This window comes from Lutimaribacter saemankumensis (assembly GCF_900100005.1).
Classification (GTDB): Bacteria; Pseudomonadota; Alphaproteobacteria; order Rhodobacterales; family Rhodobacteraceae; genus Lutimaribacter; species Lutimaribacter saemankumensis.
This window is the reverse complement of record NZ_FNEB01000007.1, coordinates 60339-87298: the sequence shown is the minus strand read 5'-3', so window position 1 is coordinate 87298 and position 26960 is coordinate 60339. Positions and strand designations below refer to the sequence as shown.

The 26960-nt window shown below is 63.4% G+C and carries 25 protein-coding genes; 14 read left to right on the top strand and 11 right to left on the bottom strand.

All coding sequences use genetic code 11. The features are described 5' to 3' along the window. Positions 1 to 77 precede the first annotated feature (77 nt). The 8 genes from trhO to BLT50_RS13510 all read left to right on the top strand — a co-directional run bounded on the left by trhO (position 78) and on the right by BLT50_RS13510 (position 8305). Positions 78 to 992 carry an oxygen-dependent tRNA uridine(34) hydroxylase TrhO gene (gene trhO, locus BLT50_RS13545; RefSeq protein ID WP_090029245.1) on the top strand — a complete coding sequence of 305 codons (915 nt, stop codon included), beginning with the start codon at positions 78 to 80 and terminating at the stop codon, positions 990 to 992. Positions 993 to 1137: 145 nt separating this feature from the next. Next, entirely contained in the window at positions 1138 to 3000 is a 1863-nt protein-coding gene (locus BLT50_RS13540) for a polysaccharide biosynthesis protein (protein WP_090029244.1), read from the top strand. A 126-nt stretch (positions 3001 to 3126) separates the two neighbouring features. Continuing rightward, complete coding sequence (locus BLT50_RS13535) at positions 3127 to 4452, top strand: UDP-glucose dehydrogenase family protein (RefSeq protein ID WP_090029243.1); 1326 nt, start codon at positions 3127 to 3129, stop codon at positions 4450 to 4452. A 67-nt stretch (positions 4453 to 4519) separates the two neighbouring features. Continuing rightward, positions 4520 to 5425, top strand: coding sequence for a tRNA pseudouridine(55) synthase TruB (gene truB / locus BLT50_RS13530; RefSeq protein ID WP_090029242.1), 906 nt, complete (start codon positions 4520 to 4522; stop codon positions 5423 to 5425). Between the two features lie 39 nt (positions 5426 to 5464). After that, positions 5465 to 6001 carry a DUF1643 domain-containing protein gene (locus BLT50_RS13525; protein ID WP_090029241.1) on the top strand — a complete coding sequence of 179 codons (537 nt, stop codon included), beginning with the start codon at positions 5465 to 5467 and terminating at the stop codon, positions 5999 to 6001. Beyond that, positions 5994 to 6269, top strand: coding sequence for a DUF5665 domain-containing protein (locus BLT50_RS13520; protein WP_090029240.1), 276 nt, complete (start codon positions 5994 to 5996; stop codon positions 6267 to 6269). The genes BLT50_RS13525 and BLT50_RS13520 overlap by 8 nt, the downstream gene beginning before the upstream one ends. An 89-nt stretch (positions 6270 to 6358) precedes the next feature. Further along, a complete protein-coding gene (locus BLT50_RS13515; protein WP_245723392.1) occupies positions 6359 to 7291 on the top strand; it encodes a calcium-binding protein in 933 nt (310 codons plus the stop codon). Positions 7292 to 7327: 36 nt separating this feature from the next. After that, on the top strand, positions 7328 to 8305 hold the full coding sequence (locus BLT50_RS13510) for a 4Fe-4S dicluster domain-containing protein (protein WP_090029238.1): 978 nt from the start codon (positions 7328 to 7330) through the stop codon (positions 8303 to 8305). On the opposite strand, the gene BLT50_RS13505 is transcribed toward BLT50_RS13510, so the two are convergent. The 4 genes from BLT50_RS13505 to BLT50_RS13490 all read right to left on the bottom strand — a co-directional run bounded on the left by BLT50_RS13505 (position 8302) and on the right by BLT50_RS13490 (position 13816). Further along, entirely contained in the window at positions 8302 to 8907 is a 606-nt protein-coding gene (locus BLT50_RS13505; RefSeq protein ID WP_090029237.1) for a LolA family protein, read from the bottom strand. The two genes, BLT50_RS13510 and BLT50_RS13505, sit on opposite strands and share 4 nt — an antisense overlap. 80 nt (positions 8908 to 8987) lie before the next feature. After that, a complete protein-coding gene (locus tag BLT50_RS13500) occupies positions 8988 to 11888 on the bottom strand; it encodes a DNA translocase FtsK (RefSeq protein WP_090029236.1) in 2901 nt (966 codons plus the stop codon). Positions 11889 to 11915: 27 nt separating this feature from the next. Then, positions 11916 to 13094: an aminotransferase class I/II-fold pyridoxal phosphate-dependent enzyme gene (locus tag BLT50_RS13495; RefSeq protein WP_090029235.1), complete on the bottom strand. Its 1179-nt coding sequence runs from the start codon at positions 13092 to 13094 to the stop codon at positions 11916 to 11918. A 194-nt stretch (positions 13095 to 13288) separates the two neighbouring features. Then, a complete protein-coding gene (locus BLT50_RS13490) occupies positions 13289 to 13816 on the bottom strand; it encodes an invasion associated locus B family protein (RefSeq protein WP_090029234.1) in 528 nt (175 codons plus the stop codon). A 166-nt stretch (positions 13817 to 13982) separates the two neighbouring features. Here BLT50_RS13490 and BLT50_RS13485 point away from each other — a divergent pair, with 166 nt between their 5' ends. Then, complete coding sequence (locus BLT50_RS13485; protein ID WP_090029233.1) at positions 13983 to 14981, top strand: asparaginase; 999 nt, start codon at positions 13983 to 13985, stop codon at positions 14979 to 14981. A gap of 13 nt (positions 14982 to 14994) precedes the next feature. On the opposite strand, the gene serB is transcribed toward BLT50_RS13485, so the two are convergent. Further along, positions 14995 to 15867, bottom strand: a complete 873-nt coding sequence (serB, locus tag BLT50_RS13480) for a phosphoserine phosphatase SerB (protein WP_090029232.1) — start codon at positions 15865 to 15867, stop codon at positions 14995 to 14997. 231 nt (positions 15868 to 16098) lie between these two features. Here serB and BLT50_RS13475 point away from each other — a divergent pair, with 231 nt between their 5' ends. From BLT50_RS13475 to BLT50_RS13465, 3 genes are all read left to right on the top strand, one after another. Then, on the top strand, positions 16099 to 17241 hold the full coding sequence (locus BLT50_RS13475) for a phosphoserine transaminase (RefSeq protein ID WP_090029231.1): 1143 nt from the start codon (positions 16099 to 16101) through the stop codon (positions 17239 to 17241). An 88-nt stretch (positions 17242 to 17329) separates the two neighbouring features. Continuing rightward, positions 17330 to 18928: a phosphoglycerate dehydrogenase gene (serA, locus tag BLT50_RS13470; protein ID WP_090029230.1), complete on the top strand. Its 1599-nt coding sequence runs from the start codon at positions 17330 to 17332 to the stop codon at positions 18926 to 18928. A 114-nt stretch (positions 18929 to 19042) separates the two neighbouring features. Beyond that, entirely contained in the window at positions 19043 to 19768 is a 726-nt protein-coding gene (locus tag BLT50_RS13465) for a metallophosphoesterase family protein (protein WP_090029229.1), read from the top strand. 15 nt (positions 19769 to 19783) lie between these two features. On the opposite strand, the gene BLT50_RS13460 is transcribed toward BLT50_RS13465, so the two are convergent. From BLT50_RS13460 to paaA, 5 genes are all read right to left on the bottom strand, one after another. Further along, a complete protein-coding gene (locus BLT50_RS13460) occupies positions 19784 to 20824 on the bottom strand; it encodes a 2Fe-2S iron-sulfur cluster-binding protein (RefSeq protein ID WP_217629236.1) in 1041 nt (346 codons plus the stop codon). An 11-nt stretch (positions 20825 to 20835) separates the two neighbouring features. Next, positions 20836 to 21327, bottom strand: coding sequence for a 1,2-phenylacetyl-CoA epoxidase subunit PaaD (paaD, locus tag BLT50_RS13455; RefSeq protein WP_245723391.1), 492 nt, complete (start codon positions 21325 to 21327; stop codon positions 20836 to 20838). Further along, positions 21324 to 22073, bottom strand: coding sequence for a 1,2-phenylacetyl-CoA epoxidase subunit PaaC (gene paaC, locus BLT50_RS13450; protein ID WP_090029226.1), 750 nt, complete (start codon positions 22071 to 22073; stop codon positions 21324 to 21326). Before paaC ends, paaD begins: the two co-directional genes overlap by 4 nt. Then, positions 22073 to 22357, bottom strand: coding sequence for a 1,2-phenylacetyl-CoA epoxidase subunit PaaB (gene paaB / locus BLT50_RS13445; RefSeq protein WP_090029225.1), 285 nt, complete (start codon positions 22355 to 22357; stop codon positions 22073 to 22075). Before paaB ends, paaC begins: the two co-directional genes overlap by 1 nt. 123 nt (positions 22358 to 22480) lie before the next feature. Further along, positions 22481 to 23464 carry a 1,2-phenylacetyl-CoA epoxidase subunit PaaA gene (gene paaA, locus BLT50_RS13440; protein WP_090029224.1) on the bottom strand — a complete coding sequence of 328 codons (984 nt, stop codon included), beginning with the start codon at positions 23462 to 23464 and terminating at the stop codon, positions 22481 to 22483. Positions 23465 to 23572: 108 nt separating this feature from the next. On the opposite strand from paaA, the gene BLT50_RS13435 reads away from it, so the two are divergent. Both BLT50_RS13435 and BLT50_RS13430 read left to right on the top strand, forming a co-directional pair. Beyond that, the gene (locus tag BLT50_RS13435) at positions 23573 to 24427 is read left to right on the top strand and encodes an SDR family oxidoreductase (protein WP_090029223.1); all 855 of its coding nucleotides are present in this window, start codon (positions 23573 to 23575) and stop codon (positions 24425 to 24427) included. After that, on the top strand, positions 24427 to 25020 hold the full coding sequence (locus BLT50_RS13430; protein ID WP_090029222.1) for an exopolysaccharide biosynthesis protein: 594 nt from the start codon (positions 24427 to 24429) through the stop codon (positions 25018 to 25020). Before BLT50_RS13435 ends, BLT50_RS13430 begins: the two co-directional genes overlap by 1 nt. A gap of 7 nt (positions 25021 to 25027) precedes the next feature. Here BLT50_RS13430 and dxs read toward each other — a convergent pair whose 3' ends face one another. Then, positions 25028 to 26953 (bottom strand): 1-deoxy-D-xylulose-5-phosphate synthase, encoded by a 1926-nt coding sequence (gene dxs / locus BLT50_RS13425; RefSeq protein ID WP_090029221.1) that lies wholly within the window; start codon positions 26951 to 26953, stop codon positions 25028 to 25030. Positions 26954 to 26960: the final 7 nt, after the last annotated feature.

Genomic DNA, 26960 nt, shown 5'->3' with positions numbered 1-26960 from the left:
ACAGGGGTAAGTCCGTGCCCTGCCCGCGTCAATCCTGACGCTTGCGGGCAAGTGTCTATGGGCGTAAATCGCCGCTCATGTATATCATAGCCGCGCTCTATCACTTTACCCGTTTCGATGACCCCGTCGCCCTGCGCGGGCCGCTCTTGGCGCTGATGCAGGCCAAGGGTGTGACCGGTACGCTGCTGCTGGCGCGCGAGGGGATCAACGGCACCATCGCCGGCGACCGTGCAGGTATCGACGCGGTGCTGGCACATGTGCGCGCCTTGCCCGGTTGCAGCGATCTCGAATGGAAGGAAAGCACGGCCAGCGAACAGCCCTTTGCGCGCACCAAGGTCAAGCTCAAGCGCGAGATCGTGACGATGGGCCAACCGGATGTCGATCCGCGTGCCAGTGTCGGCCATTACGTTGACCCGAAGGATTGGAACGACCTGATCCGCAGCGATGATGTCGTGGTGATAGACACCCGCAACGATTACGAGGTCGCCATCGGCACGTTCGAAGGCGCGGTCGATCCGCAAACCGACAGTTTCCGCGATTTCCCCGCATGGTGGGAAGAAAACAAGGACCGGTTCCACAACAAGCGTATCGCGATGTTCTGCACCGGGGGTATCCGCTGCGAGAAATCGACGAACTACCTACTGGGGCAAGGCGTGCCCGAAGTTTATCACCTGAAGGGCGGCATCCTGAAATACCTCGAAGAGGTGCCCGCCGATGACAGCACCTGGCAGGGCGCATGTTTTGTCTTTGACGGGCGTGTTTCCGTCGAACATGGCCTGAAAGAGGGGCCGCACCTTTTGTGCCACGCCTGCCGCCGCCCGATATTGCCGGAAGACCGCAATCGCCCGGAATACGAACACGGGGTTAGCTGCCACCTTTGCGTCGACGAGACAACGGCAGAGGACAAGGCCAGGTTCCGCGAACGCCAGCACCAAATCGAGCTGGCGCGGAAACGCGGCGAAAAGCATCTTGGCGGGCTCTCACCAGTCTGAAACCCTGCGGACAGCAAGGTTTTCTCCCGGCGTTTACGATCTGTTAACTACTTTCGGTCCACTCCGGTTTCCGGGCGTGCCGGTGACCTGTCTGGGGCTTCTCCGCCATCCCGATTGGTGATCAATCGTCAGGCGGGGGCGTGGGATGGTTCTGTACAAGGTCGTGACCTCGCTATCGCGGGTTCAGAAACAACTGGTTTTCCTGCTGCTCGACGTCACGATGGTTCCCTTGGCCTTGGTTCTGGCCATCGGTCTGGGCGGCTCGCCCGGCTCTTTCGAAGACCTCGCTTGGCTGTCGGTCATGTTGTCCGGGATCGCGGCATGCGCCAGCATGGCCACCGGACTGCCCCGTATCAAGCTGAACGCATATGAAAGCAGGGGCATCTTTCGGACGGCCGTCTTCGCCACCGCAACGGGCCTTGGCGGAGTGCTGGTCAGTCGGGTTTCGGGCGATCCGGTCGCGCCGCGCGTCTTTGTGGCCTTTGTCATGGCGTACCTGATCCTCGCCGTGTCCTGGCGCATGATCTTGCGGCACGTCCTGATCGCCATCTACCGCAAGGGTCAGGACCGTTTGCGCGTGATCGTCTACGGCGCCGGACGGACGGGGCAGCAATTGGCGGCGGCCCTGCATACGGACGACCCCATCGACATCGTGACCTTCGTGGATGACAACCCGGCCCTTCAGGGGCTTGTCGTCGCGGGGCTGAAAGTTCTGACACCGGACGAGATGATGTTCCTTCTTTCAAGGCAACGGATCGACAGGGTCGTCCTGGCCATGCCCTCGACCTCGGCAAGCGCGCAATTGCGGATTGCCGCGCGGCTCCGCCCAACAGGAATCGAAGTGCATTCCCTGCCCTCTTTCACCGACTTGATAAGCGGCGGCGGCGCAAACCTTCTTGAGGTCGCACAGCCGGTCGAAGCGTTGCTTGGGCGCGCGCATCTGGGGGCGGAATTGCCTCATACCTCGGAAAGCTACGCGGGGCAGACGATCCTCGTTACCGGGGCGGGCGGGTCTATCGGAGGAGAGCTTTGCCGGCAGCTTTTGACCTGCGCGCCGCGACGGCTGATCCTTTTGGATCATTGTGAACTGGCGCTTTACACCATCCACCGGGAACTGCAGGCAGACCCCCGGAATGTCGACATCGTGCCGGTTCTCGGATCGGTCACGGACGAAAGGCTGGTTGCGCATGTCCTGCGGACACACGATGCCCAGGTGATCCTGCACGCGGCCGCCTACAAGCATGTGCCCCTTGTCGAAGAGAACGAGATCGCCGGGCTGTCGAACAACGTCTTTGGCACAAGGGTGATGGCGAACGCGGCCCTTCGCGCAGGCGTCGGGCGTTTCATTCTGGTTTCTTCGGACAAGGCGGTGCGGCCGTGCAACGTTATGGGCGCATCCAAGCGTCTGGCTGAGATGGTCGTCCAGGATCTGTCGACGCGCGCGGCACATACCCGGTTTGCCATGGTCCGCTTTGGCAATGTGCTGGGTTCTTCGGGGTCGGTCATTCCCCTCTTTCGCGAACAGATCGCAAAGGGCGGGCCGATCACGCTGACGCATGAACAGGTCAGCCGCTACTTCATGACAAAATGCGAAGCCGCGCGGCTTGTCCTTCTTGCGGGGTCATATGCGCGGGGCGGCGATCTTTTCGTGCTCGACATGGGAACACCCGTTCCCATCCGTACGCTCGCCCGGCAGATGATCGAAGGGGCCGGGCTATCGGTGCGCGACGCGGATCGCCCCGATGGCGACATTGAGATCCGAATAACCGGGCTGCGCCCCGGCGAGAAACTCCACGAAGAGTTGCTTATCTCGGCGGACATGCTGCCAACGCCGCATCCAAAGATCCTGCGCGTTCAGGAAAACGTGCTTTCGGAAATCCAGGTCGCCAATGCCCTGCGGACCCTGCAGGATGCGATCGATGCCCACGACGCCGCCGCGGCGCGAAAGGCGCTGGCCCGCTGGGTCGAGAAACCGGCAGCCGCGGCGCAAGTTGCCATCCGGGCCTGACACCCGGCGGCATTTTCGGCACGAATAGGCTGATATTCGAGAACGGGCTTGCAGGTGCGATTGACACATGGGCCCATACTGGCGACAACGCCGCCGGAACAAGTCCAGAGTGGTGGGGACGGGCGTATGAAAATCGCAATGATCGGGACAGGGTATGTCGGGCTTGTCTCGGGGGTATGTTTTTCCGACTTTGGTCACGAAGTCGTTTGCGTTGACAAGGATCCCGGCAAGATCGGGCGCCTGGAGCGCGGCGAAGTCCCGATTTACGAACCAGGCCTCGACCAGTTGATGCTCAAGAACGTCGAAGCGGGCAGGCTGTCCTTCACCATGGATCTGGAAAAGGCGGTTCAGGGGGCGGATGCGGTGTTCATCGCGGTTGGCACGCCCACGCGGCGCGGTGACGGGCATGCGGACCTGACCTATGTGATGGCCGCTGCCGAAGAGATCGCGAAGGTCGCCCGGGATTATGTCGTGGTGGTAACCAAATCCACGGTCCCTGTCGGCACGAACCGCCAGGTCAAGCAGACGATCCGAAAGGCCAACCCGGATCTGGATTTCGATGTTGCGTCGAACCCGGAATTCCTGCGCGAGGGTGCCGCGATCGAGGACTTCATGAAACCCGACCGCGTGGTCGTGGGCGTTCAGAACGACCGCGCAGCCGAGGTCATGGCGGAAATCTACCGCCCGCTTTACCTGCGCGATTTTCCTATCGTGACGACCGACCTGGAGTCGGCCGAAATGATCAAATACGCGGCCAATGCCTTTCTTGCGACCAAGATCACCTTCATCAACGAAATCGCCGCGCTGTGCGAACGCGTCGGCGGCGACGTGAAAGAGGTGGCGCGCGGCATCGGCCTGGATGGCCGGATCGGCAACAAGTTCCTGCATGCCGGGCCGGGTTATGGCGGGTCGTGCTTTCCGAAAGACACCAAGGCGCTGGCGCGTATCGGGCAGGACCACGCCGTTCCAATGCAGATCACCGAGACCGTCATCAAGGTCAACGAAGAGATCAAGCGCCGCATGATCGACAAACTGCTCGACCTTTGCGGCGGTTCTTTCAACGGCAAGACGATCGCTGTCCTCGGCGTCACGTTCAAGCCGAACACAGATGACATGCGTGATGCGCCCAGCCTGACCATCGTGCCCGCGCTGGTCGGCGGCGGCGCGAAGGTGCGCGTGGTCGACCCGCAAGGCCGGCACGAGGGCGAGGCGCTTCTGCCAGGCGCGCACTGGATGGACGATGCCTACAAGGCGGCCAAGAACGCGGACCTGCTGGTTCTGCTGACGGAATGGAACGAATTCCGTGCGCTCGACCTCAAGAAACTGGCGAAACGGATGGCCGCCCCGCGCATGGCGGATTTGCGCAACGTCTACGCCCCGAAAGACGCAAAGCGCGCGGGTTTCGAAGCCTATGAATCGATCGGGCGGGCGCCCATGCTCAAGGAAGACTGAGCAGGTTTGACAGCGCCTGCGGCTTGGGCTACCCCGCCGCTTTCTGACACATCAGGGGCAAGGTTGCATGGGACGCAGGAAAAAGGGCCGCGATATTTCCGGCTGGCTGGTTGTGGACAAGCCCGCTGGCCTGACCTCGACCGCCGTCGTCAACAAGGTCCGCTGGGCATTCGACGCCAACAAGGCGGGCCATGCCGGAACGCTCGACCCCGAGGCTACCGGCGTTCTGGCCGTGGCCCTGGGCGAGGCGACCAAGACCGTACCCTTCGTCACAGATGCCATGAAGGCGTATGAATTCACCGTCCGCCTGGGCCAGGCCACAAATACCGACGATGCCGAAGGCGAAGTGATCGCCGAAAGCGATATCCGCCCCAGCGATGACGAAATCAAGCAGGCCCTTGGCGGGTTCCTCGGCGAGATCATGCAGGTTCCTCCAAAGTTCTCGGCGGTCAAGATCGACGGGCAACGCGCCTACAAGCTGGCCCGAGAGGGCGAAGAGGTCGAAATTGCCGCCCGCCCGCTGTGGGTCGAGGAACTCGTTCTGGTGGACCGCCCCGACCCGGACCACGTCACGCTGGAAATGACCTGCGGCAAAGGTGGCTATGTGCGCGCCATTGCCCGCGACCTTGGCGAGGTTCTGGGATGCCATGGCCACGTCACGCAATTGCGCCGTATCTGGTCGGGCCCTTTCGACGTCGAAGAGGCCGTGACCCTGGCGCAGGTCGAAGAACTGGCGCGCCAGCCGGAACTGGACGAACTGCTGCTGCCGCTCGAGGTCGGTCTGGCGGACCTGCCCCAGGTGATCTGCACCGATCAGGGCGCCGCACGGCTGCGCAACGGCAACCCCGGCATGGTGATCGCCAGCGACGTGGACTATGGCGAGGAATGCTGGGCCTCGTACGAGGGGCAAGCCGTCGCAGTCGGCCGATTCAAGGCGGGTGAGCTGCACCCGAGCCGCGTGTTCCGGTTGTGACCCCTTGCAACGTGACCAGCAGAACGGCACAAATCCTGCATGATCACGCGTGAATTCCAAAAGGGCGACGCCCATTCGACGGCCGTCTATTCGGATTGCGAACGCTACCGCTATCTTCTGACGCGGGTATGGGAGCCCGCCGGGCGGCGCGCGCTGTTTATCATGCTGAACCCGTCTACCGCGACCGAGGTGCAGAACGACCCGACCGTCGAACGCTGCGAGCGCCGGGCCCGCGCGCTGGGATTCGGGGCCTTTCGCGTGACCAACATCTTTGCCTGGCGCGACACCGACCCGAAAAAGATGCGCGCCGCGGCCGATCCCGTTGGCCCTGCAAACGACGCCGCGATTGCGGATAGCTGCCCCTGGGCCGACCAGATCATCGCCGCTTGGGGGGCGCATGGGGCGCACAGGGATCGCGGCGCACAGGTCGAGGCCCTTTTGCGCGGCACGGGGCGCGCCGTGCATCACCTGGGTCTGACGCAGGCGGGACACCCGAAACACCCGCTTTACATCGCCTATACCCAGCAGCCCGAACCCTGGCTGCCGGGCCGCGAAGAAAGGACACTGGATGGCTGACGGGCATTCCGACCTGAAAGATTCGATCGACCGCCTGTCGAAAGAGGTGGCGCTGATGAATTCGCACAGCTTCGTGCGCCTGCACGACAAGCCGCTGAAGATGCTGATGTTCCAGTTTTTCCGCGGCCTTGCGTTTGGCCTGGGGTCGGTCGTGGGCGCCACGATGCTGGTTTCGTTGCTGGCCTGGTGGTTGTCGCAATTCGAATTCCTGCCGATCGTGGGCGAATGGGCGCGCCAGATCGCCGACGAGATCGGCCAAAGCCGTTAACCACAGCATTGGATTGGGTTTGACCCGACCTCCCCCATTCATGGCAAACTGTGCGATGGGTGTGAGTGTGTCGGGGTTTGACGATGTTGATGCTTGCCAGTCTTTTTGGCCTCATGATGGCCGGGGCCGCCGTTGTCGCCGTAATGCCGGAAGACGGCGAGCCGGCTGACGATGTCGATGCGCCGGATACGCCGGGGTCGGAAACCGGAAACGATTTGACCTCCCTCGCTGGCACCGGGGACATGTTCGCATTGTCGGACGGCGATCAAACCATCGCGGGAAGCGCGGGCAACGACGTTCTGTCCGGCGGCAATGGCGTCGATGAAATGGGCGGTGGTGCCGGCGACGACAGCCTCGATGCCGGGGCCGGAGATGACGATCTGCACGGGCATTCCGGCGATGACACTCTTTCGGGTGGCGCAGGTGACGACACTTTGCAGGGCGATACCGGCAACGATGACCTTCTTGGCGGGTCCGGGTCAGATACCTTGTTTGGTGCCGCCGATGACGATTTCCTGTCGGGCGGTGAGGGCGATGACAGCCTTGCCGGCGGCGGCGGCGCGGACACCCTCGCCGGCAATGCTGGAAACGATACGCTGCATGGCGGGTTGGGCGATGACATTCTTGATGGCGGCGCGGATGAGGACACGCTTTTCGGGGGCTGGGGCCACGACACCCTGACCGGCCGCGGGGACGATGCCACCGATTTCCTGAACGGCGGTGGCGGCAATGATATCATCGAAGCGGGCGATGCCGATCATGTGGACACCGGCGAAGGCGCCGATACCGTGGTGGTCGGCGACTGGATCTCAGAGCCTGTCACACTCCATGATTTCGACCCGACTGAGGATCAGATCGTCGTGGTCTATGACGCGTCGGCAGGTATCGAACCAACCCTGGGTCTGGCAAACGACCCTGAAATTCCCGGCAGTGTCGCCCTGACACTGGATGGCGTTCCGATCGCGACCTTCGCGGCAGATTCCGGTGTGACCCTGCAACATGTAGCCTTGCTCGCGGCCTGATCTTGCCAGCCCGGAAATGCCGGCTAAGCTGGGATCATGCCGCGCAAATCGCCACACCGCCCGTTCACCCCCGATCCCGCGCAGATGGCGCTGGCACCGGAAGTGTCCGGCAACACGATAAACGGATTGGGCGAAACCGCGCCGCGCCGCCCCCGCATGGTATATTGGGCGCCTGATCCCGATACCATTCCGCATGGCCGCATGCAGCGGTGGTTCTACAGCGTGCGACCCGATCACCCTGCGCTGGTTGCAGCCAGGGCCGCGCGGCAAGAGATACTCGACACACCGATGGCCGACGTCGCAGCCGCGCGTGTCGACCATGCGCCCGGCGGTTGGACGGCGGCGCTCGACCGGTTCGTGGCGGATGGCACTTGCGAAATGACCGGCGTGGCCGAAATGCAGCCGGGCTGGGTGTTCGAAGGATACGAGATACCGCAATCCCGCGTGATCGTTCTGGGCGTGCAGCACGATTACGATGCAATCGCCAAAGCCCCGGAACCGGATGCCGGGGGCGAGGTCGTCCGGCAATACGGACGCGCCGCAGGCGCCGCCAAAACCGTGGCCAACTGGCTGCGCGGCCAAGGCTGGGAGGCCGAACCCGTGACCGGCCCCATGACCGGGGCGCTTGCGCTGATACCGCCGGCGCTGGCCTGCGGGTTTGGAGAGCTGGGCAAGCACGGCAGCATCATCAACCCGGAAATGGGCGCGTCTTTCCGATTGTCTGCGGTTCTGACCGATGCACCATTCGCCCCAACCCCGCCGCGTGACTTCGGAATAGACGCGTTCTGCGCCGCGTGCCGTGTGTGCGAAGATGCCTGTCCGCCACAAGCCCTCTCGCCGGAAAAGCAGACCGTGCGGGGGGTTTCGAAATGGTATGTCGATTTCGACCGCTGCCTGCCCTTTTTCAATGAAACGCATGGCTGCGCGATCTGCATCGCCCAATGCCCTTGGTCACGCCCCGGTGTCGGATTGAACCTTGCGGAAAAGCTGGCCCGCCGCGCGGCGCGGGATTAGCGGCCGCCGCGGCTTTCGGCCTCGCGCTGGATGTCGAACTGGCGATTGCTGATCGCGCCGCCAATCGTCATTTCGCCCAGCACAACGGTGGTCGTGCCACCGGCGCCGTCGTTTATCCGCCACTGACGCAACTCGGTCGGGTTGGCCGTGAACACAAGCTGGATGTTGCCGTATTCGGGATTGTCGGGGTCTTGCGCCGTCACCGTCGTGGTGGTGCCGTCCGAGTCGTGCCCGACCACCATACGGGCACGGGTCAGATCGACGTCACGCGCGAGAATGATCGACAGCGGCGTCTGGTTCAGGGGGTAGACATCCGGTCCCGTGTTCGACTGCGCATCGAAAACCGCGACGCTGCCAGCCCCCGCCAATACCAACGCCGGGTTCGGTGGCGCGTATTCGAACCGGACACGGCCCGGACGCTTGATATAGATCGTGCCAGTGTCGATCGTGCCGTCGTCGTTGATCTGCGTAAACGCGCCCTGCGCCGTCTGAAGGTCGTTCAGATAGCGCGAGATTTCCGCCAGCGACAGCTTTTCGGCTGCGGCTGGCAGGGACGTGGCGAGTGTCAGGGCCACGGCAAGAACGGAACGTAAAACCATCATGCACCCAAAATATGCCTTGGCAGGCCAGCGCGCCAGATGCGGCCCGTCACGTTACCGCGACGGGTCCGTCATCCGGCAACTTATTGCTCGGGCACCAGGATTTCGCGCTTGCCCACGTGGTTTGCGGCGCTCACGATGCCTTCGTCTTCCATCTGCTCGACCAAGCGCGCAGCCTTGTTATAGCCGATGCCCAGCTTGCGCTGGATATACGAGGTCGAGCATTTGCGATCCTTGATCGCAATCGCCACCGCCTGATCGTAAAGCGCATCCTCGCCCGTAGTGTTTCCACCGGTGTTCAGGCCAAGCACGGCGTCGATATTGTCGGCCTTGTCATCATCCGGGCCTTCCACGACGCCACCGATATATTCGGGCGGGCCATAGGATTTCAGGTGGTTGACGATCTCTTCGACCTCTTCATCCGAGACAAAGGGCGCATGGCAGCGGGTGATCTTGGCGCCACCCGCCATGTAGAGCATGTCGCCCTGGCCCAAAAGCTGCTCGGCACCCTGCTCGCCCAGGATGGTGCGGCTGTCGATCTTGGATGTCACCTGGAACGAAATCCGCGTCGGGAAGTTCGCCTTGATCGTGCCGGTGATCACGTCCACCGACGGCCGCTGCGTGGCCATGATCAGGTGAATGCCGGACGCACGCGCCATCTGCGCCAGACGCTGAATGCAGGCTTCGATTTCCTTGCCCGCAACCATCATCAGGTCGGCCATCTCGTCGACGATGACGACGATATAGGGCATCTTTTCGGGTGCGAACTCTTCGGTTTCGAACACGGGTTCGCCGGTTTCATCGTCGAACCCGGTCTGCACCGTACGGCTGAACATCTCGCCCTTGGCCAAGGCGTCGGCCACGCGGCTGTTGAAGCCGTCGATGTTGCGCACGCCCATCTTGGACATCTTGCGATACCGTTCTTCCATTTCACCCACGACCCATTTCAAGGCAACGACCGCCTTTTTCGGGTCGGTGACAACGGGCGACAGAAGGTGCGGGATGCCGTCATAGACGGACAGTTCCAGCATCTTCGGGTCGATCATGATCAGCCGGCATTCCTCGGGGGTGAGCTTGTAAAGCAGCGACAGGATCATGGTATTGATCGCCACCGATTTACCCGACCCGGTGGTGCCCGCGATCAGCAGGTGGGGCATCTTGGCCAGGTTCGCGACGACAGGGTCGCCGCCGATATCCTTGCCCAGCGCCAGGGGCAGCTTGTGCTTGCCGTCGCCATAATCACGGCTCGACAGGACTTCGCGGAAATTCACCATCTCGCGATAGTCGTTCGGCAGTTCGATCCCGATCACGCTGCGGCCCGGAACGGTCGATACGCGGGCGGACAGCGCCGACATCGACCGCGCGATATCGTCGGCCAGGCCGATCACGCGGCTGGCCTTGAGGCCGGGGGCCGGCTCCAGTTCGTACATGGTCACGACGGGACCGGGGCGAACGCTGACGATCTCGCCCTTGACGCCATAATCGTCCAGGACCGTTTCCAGCATCCGCGCGTTCTCTTCCAGGGCTTCGTCGCTCAGTTGCTGGCGCTGCACCGTTTCCGGGCTGGCCAGCAGGTTCAGCGGCGGCAGTTCATAGGCGACCGAGGCCCGGTCTTCCAGCGGGAGTGCCGGCTGCGCCTCGGCACGCGCACGCGACGAGGGTTGGACCGGTTTACGCGCGGGGTGCTGAACGACCTTTCGCGGCTCGGCCGTCGGGATCACCGGCTGGGCAAACTGCTCTTCCTGCAAAGGCAGGTATCCGTCATCACCGTCGTCGTCTTCAAAGATGTTTTCAGGTGCCGGCGGTACCGAAAGAGCCGGCTGCGCGGCATGCGCGGCGGTCAACGGCGGCTCGGGCGGCAGCCCGCCAACCGCGGGGCGCGCGGTGTTCAATAGCAAGGGGTCGGGGCCACGGCCGCGCCCCTTGGTCAGCGGCGCCACGCCCGGCGCAATGATCGCCGCACCGCCGCGGGCACGGCTTTTGATGACATCCGCGATCTTTGCACGGATACGATCGTCGCCCGGCATATCGGGGTCGCCCGCAACGGGATCGGGGGTTACGAGTTCAGGTTCGGGCATAGGCTCTGGCCGGCGGATGAGGCTCGGCATACGGGCGAAAAGGCCGCCACGTACCGGCTCGTCGTCGTCCTCGATCAGGTCATGCCCGGCAGAGACCGGAGGTTCGGCACGGCGCACCCGGTGCATCATCGGCGGGGCGACGGCCTGTTGTGCGGCCGCGTATTCCGCCGCTTCCTGTGCCGCCAGTTCTCGTTCGGCGCGGCGCTCGGCGGCGCGGGCCTGCATGCTCCGCGCGGCCTGCACGGCCCCGCCGGCACCACGACCCAAAAGGGTCATCAGACCGGCATAGGCCACGACCAGGCCAACGATCAGAAAGCGTGCGATGCGGCGCAGCTCGGGCATGGTGAAGCCCAGAACAAACGCTCCAAGCACCAGCATGGACGCACCCAGAAGCAGCGAAATGACCTTGAGGCCAAAAGAGGCGCCAACGGGTAGAATGCCCAGAAGCGTGCCAAGAACGGTGTCCCCGAACAGGCCGCCCAGCCCAAAGGAATGGGTTTGCGCCCATTCCGCCCCCGGCGTCAGGGACGCGGCATAAAGCGACAGCACGGCAACCCAGATCGGCGCAAAGATCAACCGGCCAACTGCGCGCTCTGCACCGCTATGCAACACCAGCCGCAAGCCCCAGGCCCCCAGAACGATCGGCAGGCCCCAGGCGGCCCATCCGACGATCATGAACAGCGGCGCGGCAATCGAGGCACCGAAGCGGCCAAGCCAGTTCTGAACCGGCTGATCCGTGGCCGACAGGAACGACGGATCTTCGGGGTGGTAGCTGATGACCATCGCGGCGGCGGCGGCGGCCAGAACCATAAGGCCGATACCCAACAATTCCTTGCCGCGCTTTTCGATTGCCTCGGCCATGTCGCTGTCGAACAGCGGATCACGCCCCCGTGTCTGATATGCCATGCCTCGCCTCGTCCTCGTTTCTTTTCGTTACCTGTAGATGCAATCGCGCAGGGCGATCAGCCCTTCGCGCATCTCTTCCAGGGGGGCCACCATCGCGACCCGGATATAACCCTGGCCCGGATTGCCCTGTGCCGTCTCGCGGCTCAGGTAGGCGCCGGGCAGCACCCGAACGCCGGTTTCCGTCCAGGCCTTCAATGCGGCGGCTTCGCCGTCCTCGACCGGCAGCCACAGGAAAAACCCGGCCTCGGGGCCCTGGTAGCTGTTGACGCCGGCAAAAATCTGGTCCGCGACCGCGTACTTTTCGCCGTAAAGCGCGCGGTTTTCCTGCACATGCGCTTCGTCGGCCCAGACGGCCTCGGACACGCGTTGAAGCGGCAGCGGCAGAGGTGCACCGGAATAAGCGCGCAGCTGCTTCATCCGCTTGATGCTTTCTTCTCCACCCGCGACAAAGCCGGATCGCAGCCCCGGCAGGTTGGACCGCTTCGACAACGAATGGAACACCACCACGCGATCGGGCGACACGCCCATTTCGCCCGCGACCTCAAGCGCACCGACAGGCGGTTCACCACGGTAGATTTCGCTGTAACATTCGTCGGCGAAGACCTGGAAATCGTATTTTTCGGCCAGCCCGATCAGATCGGTCCAGTAAGCGCGGCTTGCAACGGCGCCCTGCGGGTTTGCAGGCGAACAGATATAGGCGGCCGCGACCCTGTTCAGCAGGTCGGCCGGCAACGACATGTAATCGGGCAGATACCCTGTTTCGCGGGTCGCCGGCACAAAGACGGGTTCCGCCTGCACCGAAATCGCCCCGATCATGTAGACCTGGTAAAAGGGGTTCGGCATCAGGATGGCCGGTTTCGCCCCGTTCTTGACCTCGGGGATCAGCGCCATGCAGGCGTTGTACAGCCCCTCGCGCGTCCCGTTCAGCGCCATCACCTGCGTTTCCGGGTCCATCGTCACGCCATAGCGACGGTGCAGCCAGTCGGTAATCGCGCCGCGCAGTTCCGGCGTGCCTTCGTTGGGCGGGTATTGCCCGAAACCCGACATTTCGCGTGCGATGATGTCGGAAATCCACGCGGGGAACGGGTGCTTGGGTTCACCGATTGTCATATGACGCACCGGGCCGCCCGCAGGATGCGGGTCAAGCAGCGCGCGCAGGCGCGGGAACGCATAGGCCGGTAGGTTCGAGAACCGCTCGGGAAACATATTCGACTGCCTCAAGGTGCGGGGTCTTTTCGCCCCGATTTGCCACCAAGCTACAGAATGCGGTGCGACGCGTCCAGAAAAAGCAACGCATGATCCGGGTGTTGTGGCTTTTCAGACAACCCTGGCCCGCACAATGAAAAGGGCGCCCGGGTGACCCGGACGCCCCTGATACGATTGTTTGCCAGGCACGCGCCTTACTGGCAGCGTTTTTCGGCCTCTTCCAGAGCTGCGGTAAAGCCCAGGAGCGAGAAAGTGTCCTTGGTGGTCGTCCCGCGCGAAGACCGCGCCGTCAATACGGCGCTTGCCCCGCGCTTCAACGCGGTGATGATCTTGGCGTCATCCGCGGCAGATGCCGGCCAGGCCCATTCGCCTTCGGTGAACAGTTCGAACTCGGTTCCGTCGACATTCAGGTTCACCGTCGATCCGCTTGCAAAGGGATAGCCCCCGGTGAACCCAAGTTGACCCTGCACCCCGGCCGCCGGGCGATAGAACGCCATGAACAGGATTTCACCCCGTCGCACCGCCACCACGCGCCCATCGCGGGTATTGACCGTTTCCTTGGGCGAGGAAACCGCCCAGCATTCCTTTGGGTCGGTGTCTTCGAACACACTCCAATCGGTTTTTGCGGCAACCTGGTTGTCGCTCGTGTCTTGCGCCCAGGCATGCGTACCCGCCAGCACCATAGTGGCGCAGGCCAGCGTTTTCGCAATCCGTGATACCATGTGACCAGCCTCCAGCTGTTCGTTAGCCTCAATTCATTCGATGCCGCTTGTTTTCGCTTTGCTCATACGGCACCAATCCGTCTCGACATTGCGACATTAACGTAGGATCCGCCACCGGCGAAAGGGCCATTGGCGAATTTTCGCACAGATTTGAAGGGCAAAGATCATGACAAACCCCGTTCCAATGGCCGAGATCTGGCGTGGCCCGATTCTGGAAAGCGTGCATCTGGGTCATGCGGTGATCTGTGACGACACAGGCCAGATCGTCGAGGCATGGGGAGACCCGCAGGCGATTGTCCTGCCGCGGTCGTCTTCCAAGATGATCCAGGCCCTGCCCCTGTTGACCAGCGGTGCCGCCAAGGCCGCCGGTTTGGGCGGCGAACATCTTGCGCTGGCCTGCGCGTCACACAACGCTGCAGCGATCCATATCGACCGTGTGCAGGCCTGGCTGGATCACATCGGCAAGGCCGACGACGATTTCCGCTGCGGCCCGCAGGAACCCCGTGACATCGAAATCCGCGATGCCATGATCCGCGAGGGCCGGGCGCCCTGCCGCATCCACAACAATTGTTCTGGCAAGCACGCCGGCTTTCTGACTCTGTCCGACCACTTGGGCGCTGGCCCGGACTATGTCGACCCCGATCACCCGGTGCAAATGGCCTGCAAGACGGCCTTTGAAGATGTCACCGGCGAGGAAAGCCCCGGATTCGGCATCGACGGCTGCTCAGCCCCCAATTTCGCGACCTCGCTGCATGGCATGGCGCGCGCAATGGCTTTTTTCGCGGCCGCGCGGGACGGCGCCGGAACACAACAGACGGCGGCAGCCGCGCTGGTGCAGGCCATGGTGACCTACCCCGAGCTTGTCGCAGGCGAAGGCCGCGCATGCACCGAACTGATGCGCGCCATGGACGGGCGTGTGGCCCTGAAAACCGGGGCCGAAGCGTTCTTTATAGCAATCATCCCCGAACGTAAGCTGGGTGTCGCGCTGAAGATCACCGATGGCGGGACGCGGGGCGCGGAATGCGCCATTGCCGCAATCCTGGTCCGGCTGGGCCTTCTCGATGCCAATCATCCCGCGGCACGGAAATTCCTGAATGCCCCGATCCGCAACTTCGCCGGGCTGGAGACCGGTTCGATCCGGCCAGCGGCGGCATTCGCGGCCTGAACCGCGGCGCGGATCAGACCGCCGCGAATTCCGCGCGCGCGTAGCCTTGCAGGAACAACAGCGCCGTTAGATCGCCGTGGTTCACGCGCAGATCACATTCCGCCGCTACGGCAGGTTTGGCATGCAGCGCCACGCCCGCCCCTGCACGATGCAGCATGCCAAGATCGTTGGCCCCGTCGCCCACGGCGATCACATCCGCATCGGACAGGCCCAGCCTTGCGGTCACCTGTTCCAACGCGTCGACCTTGGCCTGACGGCCCAGGATCGGCCGGGCGACATCGCCGGTCAGCTTGCCGTTCTCGACCAGCAGCGTGTTGGCACGGTTCTCGTCAAAGCCAAGCTCGGCCGCCACCTTTGCCGTGAACGCGGTGAACCCGCCCGATACCAGAACCGTGTGCGCCCCATGCGCCTTCATCGTGGCCAGCAGGGCCGCGCCGCCCGGCATATAGGTGATGCGCGTGTTCAGAACATGATCGATCACACCGGCATCCAGCCCCTTCAGCAGGGCCACGCGTTCGGTCAGTGCGCCTTCAAAATCCAGCTCACCGTTCATTGCGCGGGCGGTGATATCCTTGACGCGGTCGCCCACCCCGGCTTCGTCGGCAAGCTCGTCGATGCATTCCTGCTGGATCATCGTGCTGTCCATATCGGCCAGCAGCATCTTCTTGCGCCGGCCCTCGCTGTGCTGGATGACAAGGTCCACGCCCAGTTCCTGCACATCGGCCCACACATCCCAGCGGTTGGCCGGAATAGCGGCCAGCGGGAATTCCGCCGCTTCGTCCGGGGACAGCCACTGCGCATCACCGCCGCCCCAGGCATTGCGCAGGCTTTCGACAAGTGCCGGGTCGAGCGTGCCGGGCCGGGCGATCAGGGTGCAGGTGAACATGGGTCCGTGCCTTTGGTGCGAAAAACGTCCCGCGCTCTATAACGCCAAGCCGCATCCGACCGCCAGACACCCTCGGGCAGTTTCCTATCGGAACGCGATATGTCGCAATTTAGCGATTAACCGCCGCGGCTGCGTCATTTCTGCGCTTGTCAGCCGCATCGCTCCCCCGTATGTGCGTCCGTGGGACACCCCTCCCCAACGAGGGGCGCTTATCTGGAAGGGTAGCACATCATGGCTATGACCAAACCGGCAACGCGGCCGGCTAACCCGCGTTTTTCTTCTGGCCCCTGCGCCAAAATCCCCACATTCGATCTGACAAAGCTGTCCGATGCCGCATTGGGCCGGTCGCACCGCGCCGCGGTGGGCAAGGCCAAGCTCAAGGACGCGATCGAAGGCACGCGTGAACTGCTGGGTATCCCCGCAGATTACCGTATCGGGATCGTGCCGGCATCCGACACCGGCGCCGTCGAAATGGCGATGTGGTCGCTCTTGGGCGCACGCAAGGCCACCATGCTGGCATGGGAAAGCTTTGGCGCAGGCTGGGTGACGGACGTCGTCAAGCAGCTGAAGATCGACGCCGAGGTCAAGACCGCCGATTACGGCGATATCGTCGACCTGTCCACGGTCGACTGGAACACAGATGTCGTGTTCACCTGGAACGGCACCACTTCGGGCGTGCGCGTGCCGAACGGCGATGCGATCCCCGCCGACCGCGACGGTCTGACCATCTGCGATGCGACCAGCGCCGCTTTCGCCCAGGATCTGCCCTGGGACAAGCTGGATGTCACGACCTTCAGCTGGCAGAAGGTGCTGGGCGGCGAAGCGGCCCATGGCATGCTGATCCTCAGCCCGCGGGCGGTCGAACGGCTGGAAAGCTACACGCCCGCCTGGCCGCTGCCCAAGATCTTCCGCATGACCAAGGGCGGCAAGCTGATCGAAGGGATCTTTGTCGGCGAAACGATCAACACGCCTTCGATGCTGGCAGTCGAAGATTACCTTGTCGCGCTCGACTGGGCGCGTTCGGTCGGCGGGTTCAAGGGCCTGATGGCCCGCGCGGATGCCAACGCCAAGGCGATCTGGGATTTCTGCGAAGCCCGCGACTGGATCGACAACCTGGCAAACGATCCGGCCACACGGTCGAACACCAGCGTCTGCCTGAAATTCACCGATGACCGCATCAAGGATGGTGCAGCCTTCGCCAAGGCCGTGGCAAAGCGGCTCGAAACCGAAGGCGTTGCTCTCGATGTGGGCGCCTATCGCGATGCTCCGGCAGGCCTGCGCATCTGGTGCGGCGGCACCGTGGAAACCAGTGACGTCGAGGCGATGCTGCCTTGGCTCGACTGGGCGTTCCACGAAGAAATCGCCGCTCAATAACATTCCCTCGTCAGGGCTGCGGCCGGTCATCGCAACGACGACGCGCAGTACCTGACGCCCCCTGACATAGCTTCAAAGGACCAAAAATATGGCTCCCAAAGTTCTCATCTCCGACAAGCTGTCCGATGCCGCCGTCCAGATTTTCCGCGATCGCGGGATCGATGTGGATTTCATGCCCGAGGTCGGCAAGGACAAGGAAAAACTGGCCGAGATCATCGGCGATTACGATGGCCTCGCCATCCGTTCGGCCACCAAGGTGACGCCGACGATCCTGGAAAACGCCCACAAGCTGAAGGTGATCGGCCGCGCCGGGATCGGCACCGACAACATCGACAAGGAAGCAGCGTCGAAAAAGGGTGTGATCGTGATGAACACGCCCTTCGGCAACATGATCACCACTGCTGAACATGCCATCGCGATGATGTTCGCCGTGGCCCGCCAAATCCCCGAGGCCAGCGCTTCGACCCACGCGGGCAAGTGGGAAAAGTCGAAATTCATGGGTGTCGAACTGACCGGCAAGACGCTGGGCGTGATCGGCGCGGGCAACATCGGCGGCATCGTGTGCGACCGTGCGCGCGGCCTGAAAATGAAGGTCGTGGCCTATGACCCGTTCCTGAGCGTCGAAAAGGCCGAAAAGATGGGTGTCGAAAAGGTCGAAGACCTCGATGACCTGCTCAAGCGCGCGGATTTCATCACGCTGCACGTGCCGCTGACCGACCAGACCCGCAATATCCTGAGCCGCGAGAACCTGGAAAAGACCAAAAAGGGCGTGCGCATCATCAACTGCGCACGCGGCGGCCTTGTCGACGAAGAGGCGCTAGCCGATCTTCTGAAATCCGGCCATGTCGCCGGTGCGGCCTTCGATGTGTTCAGCGTCGAACCGGCCACCGAAAACCCGCTGTTCAACCTGCCCAACGTGGTCTGCACCCCGCACCTGGGCGCCGCCACCACCGAAGCGCAGGAAAACGTCGCCCTGCAAGTGGCCGAACAGATGGCCAACTACCTGCTGGACGGCGCGGTCGAAAACGCGCTCAACATGCCGTCGATGACCGCCGAAGAGGCCAAGGTCATGGGCCCCTGGGTTTCGCTTGCCGGCCATCTTGGCAGCTTTGTCGGCCAGATGACGGACGAACCGATCAAGGCAATCAACATCCTGTATGACGGTGTTGTTGCCTCGATGAACCTCGAGGCGCTGAACTGCTCGGTCGTGTCCGGCATCATGAAAAAGGTGAACCCTGACGTGAACATGGTTTCCGCGCCGGTCATCGCCAAGGAACGCGGGATCAAGATCAGCACCACGAACCAGGACAAGTCCGGCGCGTTCGAAGGCTATATCAAGGTCACCGTCGTCACCGACAAGCGCGAGCGTTCCGTGGCGGGCACGGTGTTCTCGGACGGCAAGCCGCGCTTCATCCAGATCAAGGGCATCAATATCGACGCCGAGGTGGGCAGCCACATGCTCTATACCACGAACGAGGACGTGCCCGGTATCATCGGTGCCCTGGGTCAGACGATGGGCGCGAACGGCGTGAACATCGCGAACTTTACCCTGGGCCGTGCCGCGGCCGGGGGCGAGGCGATCGCGCTGCTCTATCTCGACGCGCAACCTCCGGCGAACGTGCTGGAAGATCTGGGCAAGACCGGCCTGTTCCAGCAGATCAAGCCGTTGGTATTCGACGTCGCCTGATACCGCGAACCAGGACAGAAACAAGGGGCGCCATTCCAGCCGGGGTGGCGCCCTTTTTCATGCCGGTGTGCATCGGCCTTTTGCCCGGCACCGATTTCCGCTAAGCCGCAGGACATGACAGACCCCATCTATGCAATCGGCGACATCCACGGCCAGCTTTCCAAGCTGGAAGACGCGCTTGCGCTGATCGAGGCCGATGGCGGCGCCGGCGCCCCGGTCGTGTTCCTGGGCGATTACGTCGACCGCGGCCCGAATAGCCGCGGCGTCATCGATCTGTTGTCGAAAGGACAGGCCGAAGGCCGCAACTGGACCTTCCTGAAAGGCAATCACGACCGAATGATGGAATGGTACCTGGAAAACCCACCCAGGCACGACCCCTACATGCTGGTCGGCTATCACTGGATGCACGACCGGATCGGCGGGCGCGAAACTGTCGCCTCCTACGGCGTGAAAAAGGTCGAAGGCCGCCGCATGTTCGATCTGGCCGACGAAATCCGCGCGCAGGTTCCCACGTCACATGCGCAATTCCTGCGCGACCTGAAACTGTCACACCATGTGGGCGATCTGTTCTTTGCCCATGCCGGTATCCGTCCGGGCGTGGCGCTCGATGCGCAATCGGAAACCGACCTTCTGTGGATCAGGCAGGAGTTTCACGACGACAGCCGTGATCACGGCGCACTTATCGTGCACGGTCACACGCCGGTCGACTATGCGCAGCACTATGGAAACCGCGTGAACCTGGACAGCGGCGCGGGCTATGGGCGCAAGGTCACCGCCGCCCTGTTTCTGGGCGACGACGTATTCGAGCTGACAAGGAAAGGCCGGGTCAGACTTGTCTGACCCGGACAGGCGTCATCAGGCAGCGTCGAAGTCCAGAACCAGCTTTTCGCTCGTGGGACGCGTCTGGCAGGCCAGCGTGAAACCCGCTTCCAGCTCCCACGGCTCCAGCGAATAGTTCACCGCCATCTCGGCGCTGCCCTCGGACACCTTGCATCGGCAGGTGCAACACATGCCGCCCTTGCAAGAATAGGGCAGTTCCAGCCCCTGCCGTGCCGCGGCATCCAGAACCGTGTCGTCCTCGGCCGTGACTGTGAATTGCCGGCGTGCCCCGTCAAGGATGACCTCGACCATCGCACCCGCTTCGGCGGCAGCTTCGGCCGCAGCGGATTTCGGGGCGCGCGGCGCTTCGCCGTCCTGGTAGAAGCGTTCGAAATGGATACGATCCCGCGCGATGCCCTGCCCTTCCAGCGTGGCGGTCACGTCGTCGATCATGTCGCCCGGCCCGCACAGGAAAATCCCGTCCGCGCCCGTCAGATCAACCGCACCCGCGCGGCCCAGCGCGGCCACCTTTTCGCCGGTGATCCGCCCGTTCAGCAGATCGACATCCTGCGGTTCGCGGCTCAGAATATGGACCAGGGTGAAGCGGTCGACATAGCGGTCCTTCAATGCTTCCAACTGGTCGCGGAACATGATCGACCCGAAATTGCGGTTGCCATAGATCAGCGTGACCCGCGCGCCGCGCGACAGCGCCTCGCCGGCAATCGACACCATCGGCGTGATCCCCGAACCCGCCGCGATCAGAACGATATCCGTTTCACCATGGGTTACGAACCGACCCTCGGGCGGCATCACCTGGATGCGATCGCCCGACTTCAGCCCCTGGCAGAATGTCGAAAACAGCCCGCCGTCGACCTTCTTGACGCCCACCGTCAATGGCTGTCCGGGCAGCGACGCGATCGAATAGGACCGACGCACGTCCTCACCCTGCACATCGGCGCGCAGGGTCAGGTATTGACCCGGCTGCCAGTCGAACCCGGCGTCGGGTGTGTCAAAGGTGATCGAAACGGCGTCGGGCGTTTCCTGCCTTACGGCGCGAATGGTCAGTTCGTGGAACATCGGTGTCCCCCTCAGATGCATTTGAAATAGTCGAAAGGTTCACGGCAGCTCAGGCAGCGATACTGCGCCTTGCAGGCCGTCGATCCAAACTCGGACAGGCGCTCGGTCTCGCGGCTGCCGCAGCGCGGGCACGTCACTTCGGGCGCACCGAAAAGCGTTGCCTTGCCGCCGCTTTCCTCGGGCGGAGCGATGCCATACTCGCGCAGCTTCTCGCGGCCTTCCGCGGTGATCCAGTCGGTGGTCCAGGGCGGTGTCAGCACACGTTCGATCCGGGCGTCGAAACCCGCATCGCGCAACGCCGCCTCGATCGCCAGTTCAATCGCCAGCGTGGCCGGACAGCCCGAATAGGTCGGCGTGACACCCGCCACGGCGACACCGTCTTCGACCCTGACCCAGCGCAAGATACCAAGATCGGCCACCGTCACGCAGGGCACCTCCGGGTCGGGCACCGAGGCCGCCGCCTCCCATGCCGCCTCACCAGTTCCCTGCCAGCAAACGCTCACCACGTCGCTCCGGGATGGGCGCGATAGACCGATTGCATCTCGGCCAGCAGATGGCCAAGCCCCTCGCCGTGCAGTCCCTTGCGTCCGCCGGTCTGGGGATACGGCACCTCGGGTGCCTCCAGGAATGCTTCGGCGAACACCTGGCCGATCACCTCGTCCCAGGCCGCGCGCAAATCTGCGCGCACCGGAAGAACGCCTGCCCTCTCGGCCTCGGCCGCGGCGGGCGAACTTTCGAACAGCTCGTCGGTGTAGATATGCAGCGCCGCCACCGCATCGCGCATCCGCGCGGCGCTTTCCTCGGTGCCGTCGCCCAGGCGAATGACCCACTCCCCGGCATGGCGGATGTGATAGGCCATTTCCTTTTCGGCCTTGCCCGCCACACCGCGCACCGTCTCGTCATTCGTCATTTCCAGCGTCTTCAGCCAGTAGGGCCGCATGAACGCCGCGAAATACAGCGACCGCAGCATCGTATGCGCGAAATCCTCGTTCGGCCGCTCGACCAGCAGGCAGTTGCGATACTCGCGCTCGCCCCGCAGATAGGCCAGATCGTCCTCGGACTGACCCTTGCCTTCCAGCTTGCCGGCATGATCGTACAGGGTGCGCGACGTGCCGATCAGGTCCAGCGCCATGTTCGGCATCGCAAGGTCTTCTTCCAGCATCGGCGCATGGCCGCACCATTCGCTGATGCGATGGCCCAGCACCAGGTGGTCATCCGCCAGTTCCAGGATCGCCTCGAAGATCGCCATCACATATGCCCCACTTCTTCGGGGATCTCGTAAAACGTCGGATGCCGATAGATCTTGTCGGCGGTCGGCTCGAAATTCTCGCCGGCCTGGTCGGGGTCGCTCGCCACGATATCGGCCGAACGCACGACCCAGATCGACGTGCCTTCGCCGCGCCGCGTATAGACATCGCGCGCCGCCTGCACCGCCATCACCTCGTCGGCTGCGTGGATCGAGCCGACATGCTTGTGGCTCAGCCCGTTGCGGGGCCGGATGAAAACTTCCCAAAGAGGCGTCGTTTGCGTCATGGCCTCATCCCTTCATCTTGCTGAAAATACTTCCGGGGGTCCGGGGGCAGAGCCCCCGATCTGCGGGACGGTGGGCGGGGCGATGCGGCCATGGCCGCGAGCGTCGCCCCGCCCGTCCCCGTATTACTCTGCCGCCATTTTCCGGGTGCGGCGCTTTTCGGCATGGGCCAGCGCGGCCTCGCGCACCCAGGCGCCGTTGTCCCATGCCGCCTTGCGGTCCTTGATGCGGTCGCGCGCCATCGGGCCGTGGCCCTTGACCACGCGCCAGAACTCGTCCCAGTCGATCCGCCCGTGATCGTAGCCCTGTTTTTCCTCGTTCCATTTCAGGTCCGGGTCAGGGATCGTCAGGCCCAGGTATTCCGCCTGCGGCACGGTGGCGTCGATGAATTTCTGGCGCAACTCGTCATTGCTGAACCGCTTGATCTTCCACGCCATGCTCTGGTCCGAATGCTGGCTATCCGCATCGTGCGGGCCGAACATCATGATGGACGGCCACCACCAACGGTTCAGCGCGTCCTGCGCCATCGCCTTCTGCTCGGGCGTGCCCTGCGCCAGGGTCATCACGATCTCATAGCCCTGACGCTGGTGGAACGACTCTTCCTTGCAGACCCGGATCATCGCGCGGGCATAGGGGCCGAAAGAACAGCGGCAAAGCGGGATCTGGTTCATGATCGCGGCGCCGTCGACCAGCCAGCCGATGATGCCGATATCGGCCCAGGTCAGCGTCGGGTAGTTGAAGATCGACGAATACTTTGCCTTGCCGGAATGCAGCTCTTCGGTCATCTGCTCGCGGCTGACACCCAGTGTCTCGGCTGCCGAATAAAGATAGAGACCGTGCCCGCCTTCATCCTGCACCTTCGCCAGCAGCGCGGCCTTGCGGCGCAGGCTGGGCGCGCGGGTGATCCAGTTGCCTTCGGGCAGCATGCCGACGATCTCGGAATGGGCGTGCTGGCCGATCTGGCGAACCAGCGTGCGGCGATACCCTTCGGGCATCGCATCGGTGGGTTCGATCTTTTCCTCGGCGTCGATGCGCTTTTGAAAGGCATCGAGAAATTCCTGCGTTTCCGTGGTGCTACCATCGGCACCAATCAGACCCTGGCTATACATGGCTGGCCTCCTGCTGTTCGCTGAACATGTTATAAGTTACAAAACCGTCTTCTCAAAGAGATTTTTGTAACACTTGTCAGGATGGCACGCCTAACCCATTTATCAGGAATGGAAAAAATCCTTCTCTCCTTTGGTCACGGTTTCGTGGCGCAAGCCCTTGCGCGTCGGCTGATCGCTGACGGCTGGACGGTCTACGGAACAACTCGAAACCCCAGCAAAGTCAGCGATTTACGGTCGGACTCCGTCAAACCGCTGGTATGGGGCAAGGATGATATCGGCGCTGTAATCAGCCGCGCGACTCACATCCTGTCCTCGGTGGCGCCCGACGAACAGGGCGACCCTGTGCTGGCCGCTTTCGGCGGCGAAATCACCCGTGCGGCCCCGAATTTCGCCTGGGCGGGCTACCTGTCCACCACGGGCGTCTATGGTGATCATGGCGGCGGCTGGGTCGACGAGTCGACGCCCCTCACGCCGACCACACGGCGAGGGACGCGTCGCGTCGATGCCGAAAACGCTTGGCGCGCGATCCCCGGCCTGCCGCTGCATGTCTTCCGCCTTGCGGGCATCTACGGACCGGGCCGCAGCGCCTTCGATCGCTTGCGCGACGGCACCGCCCGCCGGATCATCAAGCCGGGCCAGGTGTTTTCCCGCACCCATGTCGATGACATCGCACAGGTTCTGGCCGCATCGATCTCACGTCCGAATCCCGGCGCCGCCTACAACGTCTGCGACGATGACCCGGCCCCGCCCCAGGATGTGATCGAAGAGGCCGCAAAGCTGATCGGCGTCCCGGTGCCGCCGGAGGTGCCTTTCGAACAGGCCGATCTCGGGCCGATGGCGCAAAGCTTCTATTCCGAATCCAAACGTGTTTCGAACGACCGCATCAAGGATGAGCTTGGCGTGACACTGCTGTACCCCACCTACCGCGAGGGGTTGCGCGCCATCCTCGAAGCCGAAACCTGATGCCCGCTGCCGGTCCCGACAACCTGCATGCGCTGCTCGAGGCGATGCGCCCGGACGACCGGGCCGCCCATGTTTCACTGCGCGAAATCATTGGCCATGTGGGCGACAGGTCGTTCACGACCATGATCCTGCTGACCGGGCTGGTTCTCGTGTCGCCGTTATCCGCGATTCCGGGGATGCCGACCACCGGAGCGCTGATCATTCTCGCCGTTGCGACCCAGTACCTGCTGGGCCGCAATCACCTTTGGCTGCCCGGCGTCCTGCTGGATCGCCGGATCGGCCGGGACAAGCTGGATGGCGCCATAGACTTCCTGCACAAACCGCTGGGCTGGATCGACCGCCGCACGAAACGCCGCCTGTCCTTTCTGACGCACCGCCCGCTGAAATGGATCGTAATGCTGACCATCATGGCGACCGTGCTGCCCTGGCCGATCCTCGAACCGCTGCCCATGGTCACCTCAATCGGCGCGACGGCGGTCTCGCTCCTGGCCATCGGCCTGGTCACGCGCGACGGGCTGTTCATCGTGTTGGGTTACGCCTTCATCGCCGCTCTCGGCACGGCGCTCTACGAGGTGTGGGATACGATCTGGTAACCGCGTCCTAGGCCCGCTTGCCCATCACCTCGACGCCAAGTGTCTCCAATACCTTGGCTTCGATGTCGGCGGCATTCAGCCCGGCCACTGCGTACATGTCGGCAGGGCTGGCCTGATCAATGAATATGTCGGGCAGCACCATCGAGCGGAATTTCAGACCGTGGTCGAACACCTGTTCCTCGGCCAGCAATTGCGCGACATGGCTGCCGAACCCGCCTACCGCGCCTTCCTCGATGGTGATCAGCGCCTCGTGATCGGCCACGAGTTGCAGGATCAGGTCGCGGTCCAGCGGCTTGGCGAAACGCGCGTCGGCCACAGTGGGCGATACGCCGCGCGCCTCGAGCGCCTCGCAGGCCTTCATCACCTCGCCCAGACGCGTGCCGAAGGACAGGATCGCAACGCGGCTGCCTTCGCGGATCATCCGGCCACGCCCGATTTCCAGAACCTCGCCGCGCTCGGGCATGGTCACGCCTGACCCTTCGCCACGCGGATAGCGGAACGCGATCGGCCCTTCGTCATGCGCGGCGGCCGTGGCGATCATATGCTTCAGTTCAGCCTCGTCCGCCGCGGCCATCACCACGAACCCCGGAAGGTTCGAAAGATAGGCGATATCGTAGCTGCCGGCATGGGTCGCGCCATCCGCGCCCACCAGCCCAGCGCGGTCGATTGCGAACCGCACCGGCAGGCGCTGGATCGCCACGTCATGCACCACCTGGTCATACCCGCGCTGCAGGAACGTCGAATACATCGCACAGAACGGCCGCATGCCCCCAGCCGCCAACGCGGCGGCAAAGGTCACGCCATGCTGTTCGGCGATCCCCACATCGAACACCCGGCTTGGGTAGCGTTCCGCCATCAGGTCCAGCCCCGTGCCCCCCGGCATCGCGGCGGTAACGGCGCAGATGCGCGAATCCTCGGCCGCCATATCGGTCAGCGTGCGCCCGAAGACCGAGGTATAACTTGGCGCGTTGGACGGCGCCTTTTTCTGTTCGCCCGTCACCACGTCGAATTTCGCCGTGGCATGACCCTTGTCGTCGGCGCGTTCGGCCGGGGCGTACCCCTTGCCCTTTTTCGTCAGAACATGGATCAGCATCGGCCCGGTGGCCCGCGCCTTGACGGTGCGCAGCACAGGCAGCAACTGGTCCATGTCATGCCCGTCGATCGGGCCGACATAGGAAAAGCCCAGCGCCTCGAACATCGTGCCGCCGACCGCCATGCCCTTGAGCATGTCCTTGGCGCGCTTGGCGCCCTCGCGGAACGGTTCGGGCAACAGGCTGACCGCGCCCTTCGCCGCGGCCTTGAATTCCTGGAACGGCTCGCCCGCATACAGGCGCGACAGGTAAGACGACAGCGCACCGACAGGTGGCGCAATGCTCATTTCGTTGTCGTTCAGTATGACGAACACGCGCTTGTTCAGGTGGCCGGCATTGTTCATCGCCTCAAAGGCCATGCCCGCGCTCATCGCGCCGTCACCGATCACCGCGATTGCATCACCCAGCCCGGTTTCGATCGACCCGCCCAGATCGCGCGCCACGGCAAAACCCAGCGCCGCGCTGATCGAGGTCGAACTGTGCGCCGCCCCGAACGGATCGTAGGGAGATTCCGACCGCTTGGTGAAACCCGACAAACCGCCTTTTTGGCGCAGGGTGCGGATACGGTCGCGCCGGCCGGTCAGAATCTTGTGCGGATAGGATTGATGCGACACGTCCCAGATCAGCTTGTCGCGGGGGGTGTCGAACACGCTGTGCAACGCGACCGTCAATTCGATCACGCCAAGACCCGCACCCAGATGCCCGCCGGTTTCGCTGACCGCCGAAATCGTTTCGGCGCGCAGCTCGTCCGCGACCTGGCGCAGCTGCGCATCCGACAACCGTTTCAGGTCGGCAGGCGCGTGGATCGTGTCCAACAGCGGGGTTTGCGGTCTGTCACTCATCTTGGCA

Excerpts from the sequence above, each read along its gene's own strand:
- BLT50_RS13435 (WP_090029223.1), top strand. The coding sequence starts at position 23,573 with ATGGAAAAAATCCTTCTCTCCTTTGGTCACGGTTTCGTGGCGCAAGCC.
- truB (WP_090029242.1), top strand. The coding sequence starts at position 4,520 with ATGGGACGCAGGAAAAAGGGCCGCGATATTTCCGGCTGGCTGGTTGTG.
- paaA (WP_090029224.1), bottom strand. The coding sequence starts at position 23,464 with ATGTATAGCCAGGGTCTGATTGGTGCCGATGGTAGCACCACGGAAACG.
- BLT50_RS13465 (WP_090029229.1), top strand. The coding sequence starts at position 19,043 with ATGACAGACCCCATCTATGCAATCGGCGACATCCACGGCCAGCTTTCC.
- BLT50_RS13525 (WP_090029241.1), top strand. The coding sequence starts at position 5,465 with ATGATCACGCGTGAATTCCAAAAGGGCGACGCCCATTCGACGGCCGTC.
- BLT50_RS13430 (WP_090029222.1), top strand. The coding sequence starts at position 24,427 with ATGCCCGCTGCCGGTCCCGACAACCTGCATGCGCTGCTCGAGGCGATG.
- BLT50_RS13490 (WP_090029234.1), bottom strand. The coding sequence starts at position 13,816 with ATGGTATCACGGATTGCGAAAACGCTGGCCTGCGCCACTATGGTGCTG.
- serB (WP_090029232.1), bottom strand. The coding sequence starts at position 15,867 with ATGTTCACCTGCACCCTGATCGCCCGGCCCGGCACGCTCGACCCGGCA.
- paaC (WP_090029226.1), bottom strand. The coding sequence starts at position 22,073 with ATGGCGATCTTCGAGGCGATCCTGGAACTGGCGGATGACCACCTGGTG.
- serA (WP_090029230.1), top strand. The coding sequence starts at position 17,330 with ATGGCTCCCAAAGTTCTCATCTCCGACAAGCTGTCCGATGCCGCCGTC.
- BLT50_RS13500 (WP_090029236.1), bottom strand. The coding sequence starts at position 11,888 with ATGGCATATCAGACACGGGGGCGTGATCCGCTGTTCGACAGCGACATG.
- dxs (WP_090029221.1), bottom strand. The coding sequence starts at position 26,953 with ATGAGTGACAGACCGCAAACCCCGCTGTTGGACACGATCCACGCGCCT.
- trhO (WP_090029245.1), top strand. The coding sequence starts at position 78 with ATGTATATCATAGCCGCGCTCTATCACTTTACCCGTTTCGATGACCCC.
- BLT50_RS13520 (WP_090029240.1), top strand. The coding sequence starts at position 5,994 with ATGGCTGACGGGCATTCCGACCTGAAAGATTCGATCGACCGCCTGTCG.
- paaB (WP_090029225.1), bottom strand. The coding sequence starts at position 22,357 with ATGACGCAAACGACGCCTCTTTGGGAAGTTTTCATCCGGCCCCGCAAC.
- BLT50_RS13535 (WP_090029243.1), top strand. The coding sequence starts at position 3,127 with ATGAAAATCGCAATGATCGGGACAGGGTATGTCGGGCTTGTCTCGGGG.
- BLT50_RS13485 (WP_090029233.1), top strand. The coding sequence starts at position 13,983 with ATGACAAACCCCGTTCCAATGGCCGAGATCTGGCGTGGCCCGATTCTG.
- BLT50_RS13510 (WP_090029238.1), top strand. The coding sequence starts at position 7,328 with ATGCCGCGCAAATCGCCACACCGCCCGTTCACCCCCGATCCCGCGCAG.
- BLT50_RS13540 (WP_090029244.1), top strand. The coding sequence starts at position 1,138 with ATGGTTCTGTACAAGGTCGTGACCTCGCTATCGCGGGTTCAGAAACAA.
- BLT50_RS13495 (WP_090029235.1), bottom strand. The coding sequence starts at position 13,094 with ATGTTTCCCGAGCGGTTCTCGAACCTACCGGCCTATGCGTTCCCGCGC.
- BLT50_RS13515 (WP_245723392.1), top strand. The coding sequence starts at position 6,359 with ATGCTTGCCAGTCTTTTTGGCCTCATGATGGCCGGGGCCGCCGTTGTC.
- BLT50_RS13460 (WP_217629236.1), bottom strand. The coding sequence starts at position 20,824 with ATGTTCCACGAACTGACCATTCGCGCCGTAAGGCAGGAAACGCCCGAC.
- BLT50_RS13475 (WP_090029231.1), top strand. The coding sequence starts at position 16,099 with ATGGCTATGACCAAACCGGCAACGCGGCCGGCTAACCCGCGTTTTTCT.
- BLT50_RS13505 (WP_090029237.1), bottom strand. The coding sequence starts at position 8,907 with ATGATGGTTTTACGTTCCGTTCTTGCCGTGGCCCTGACACTCGCCACG.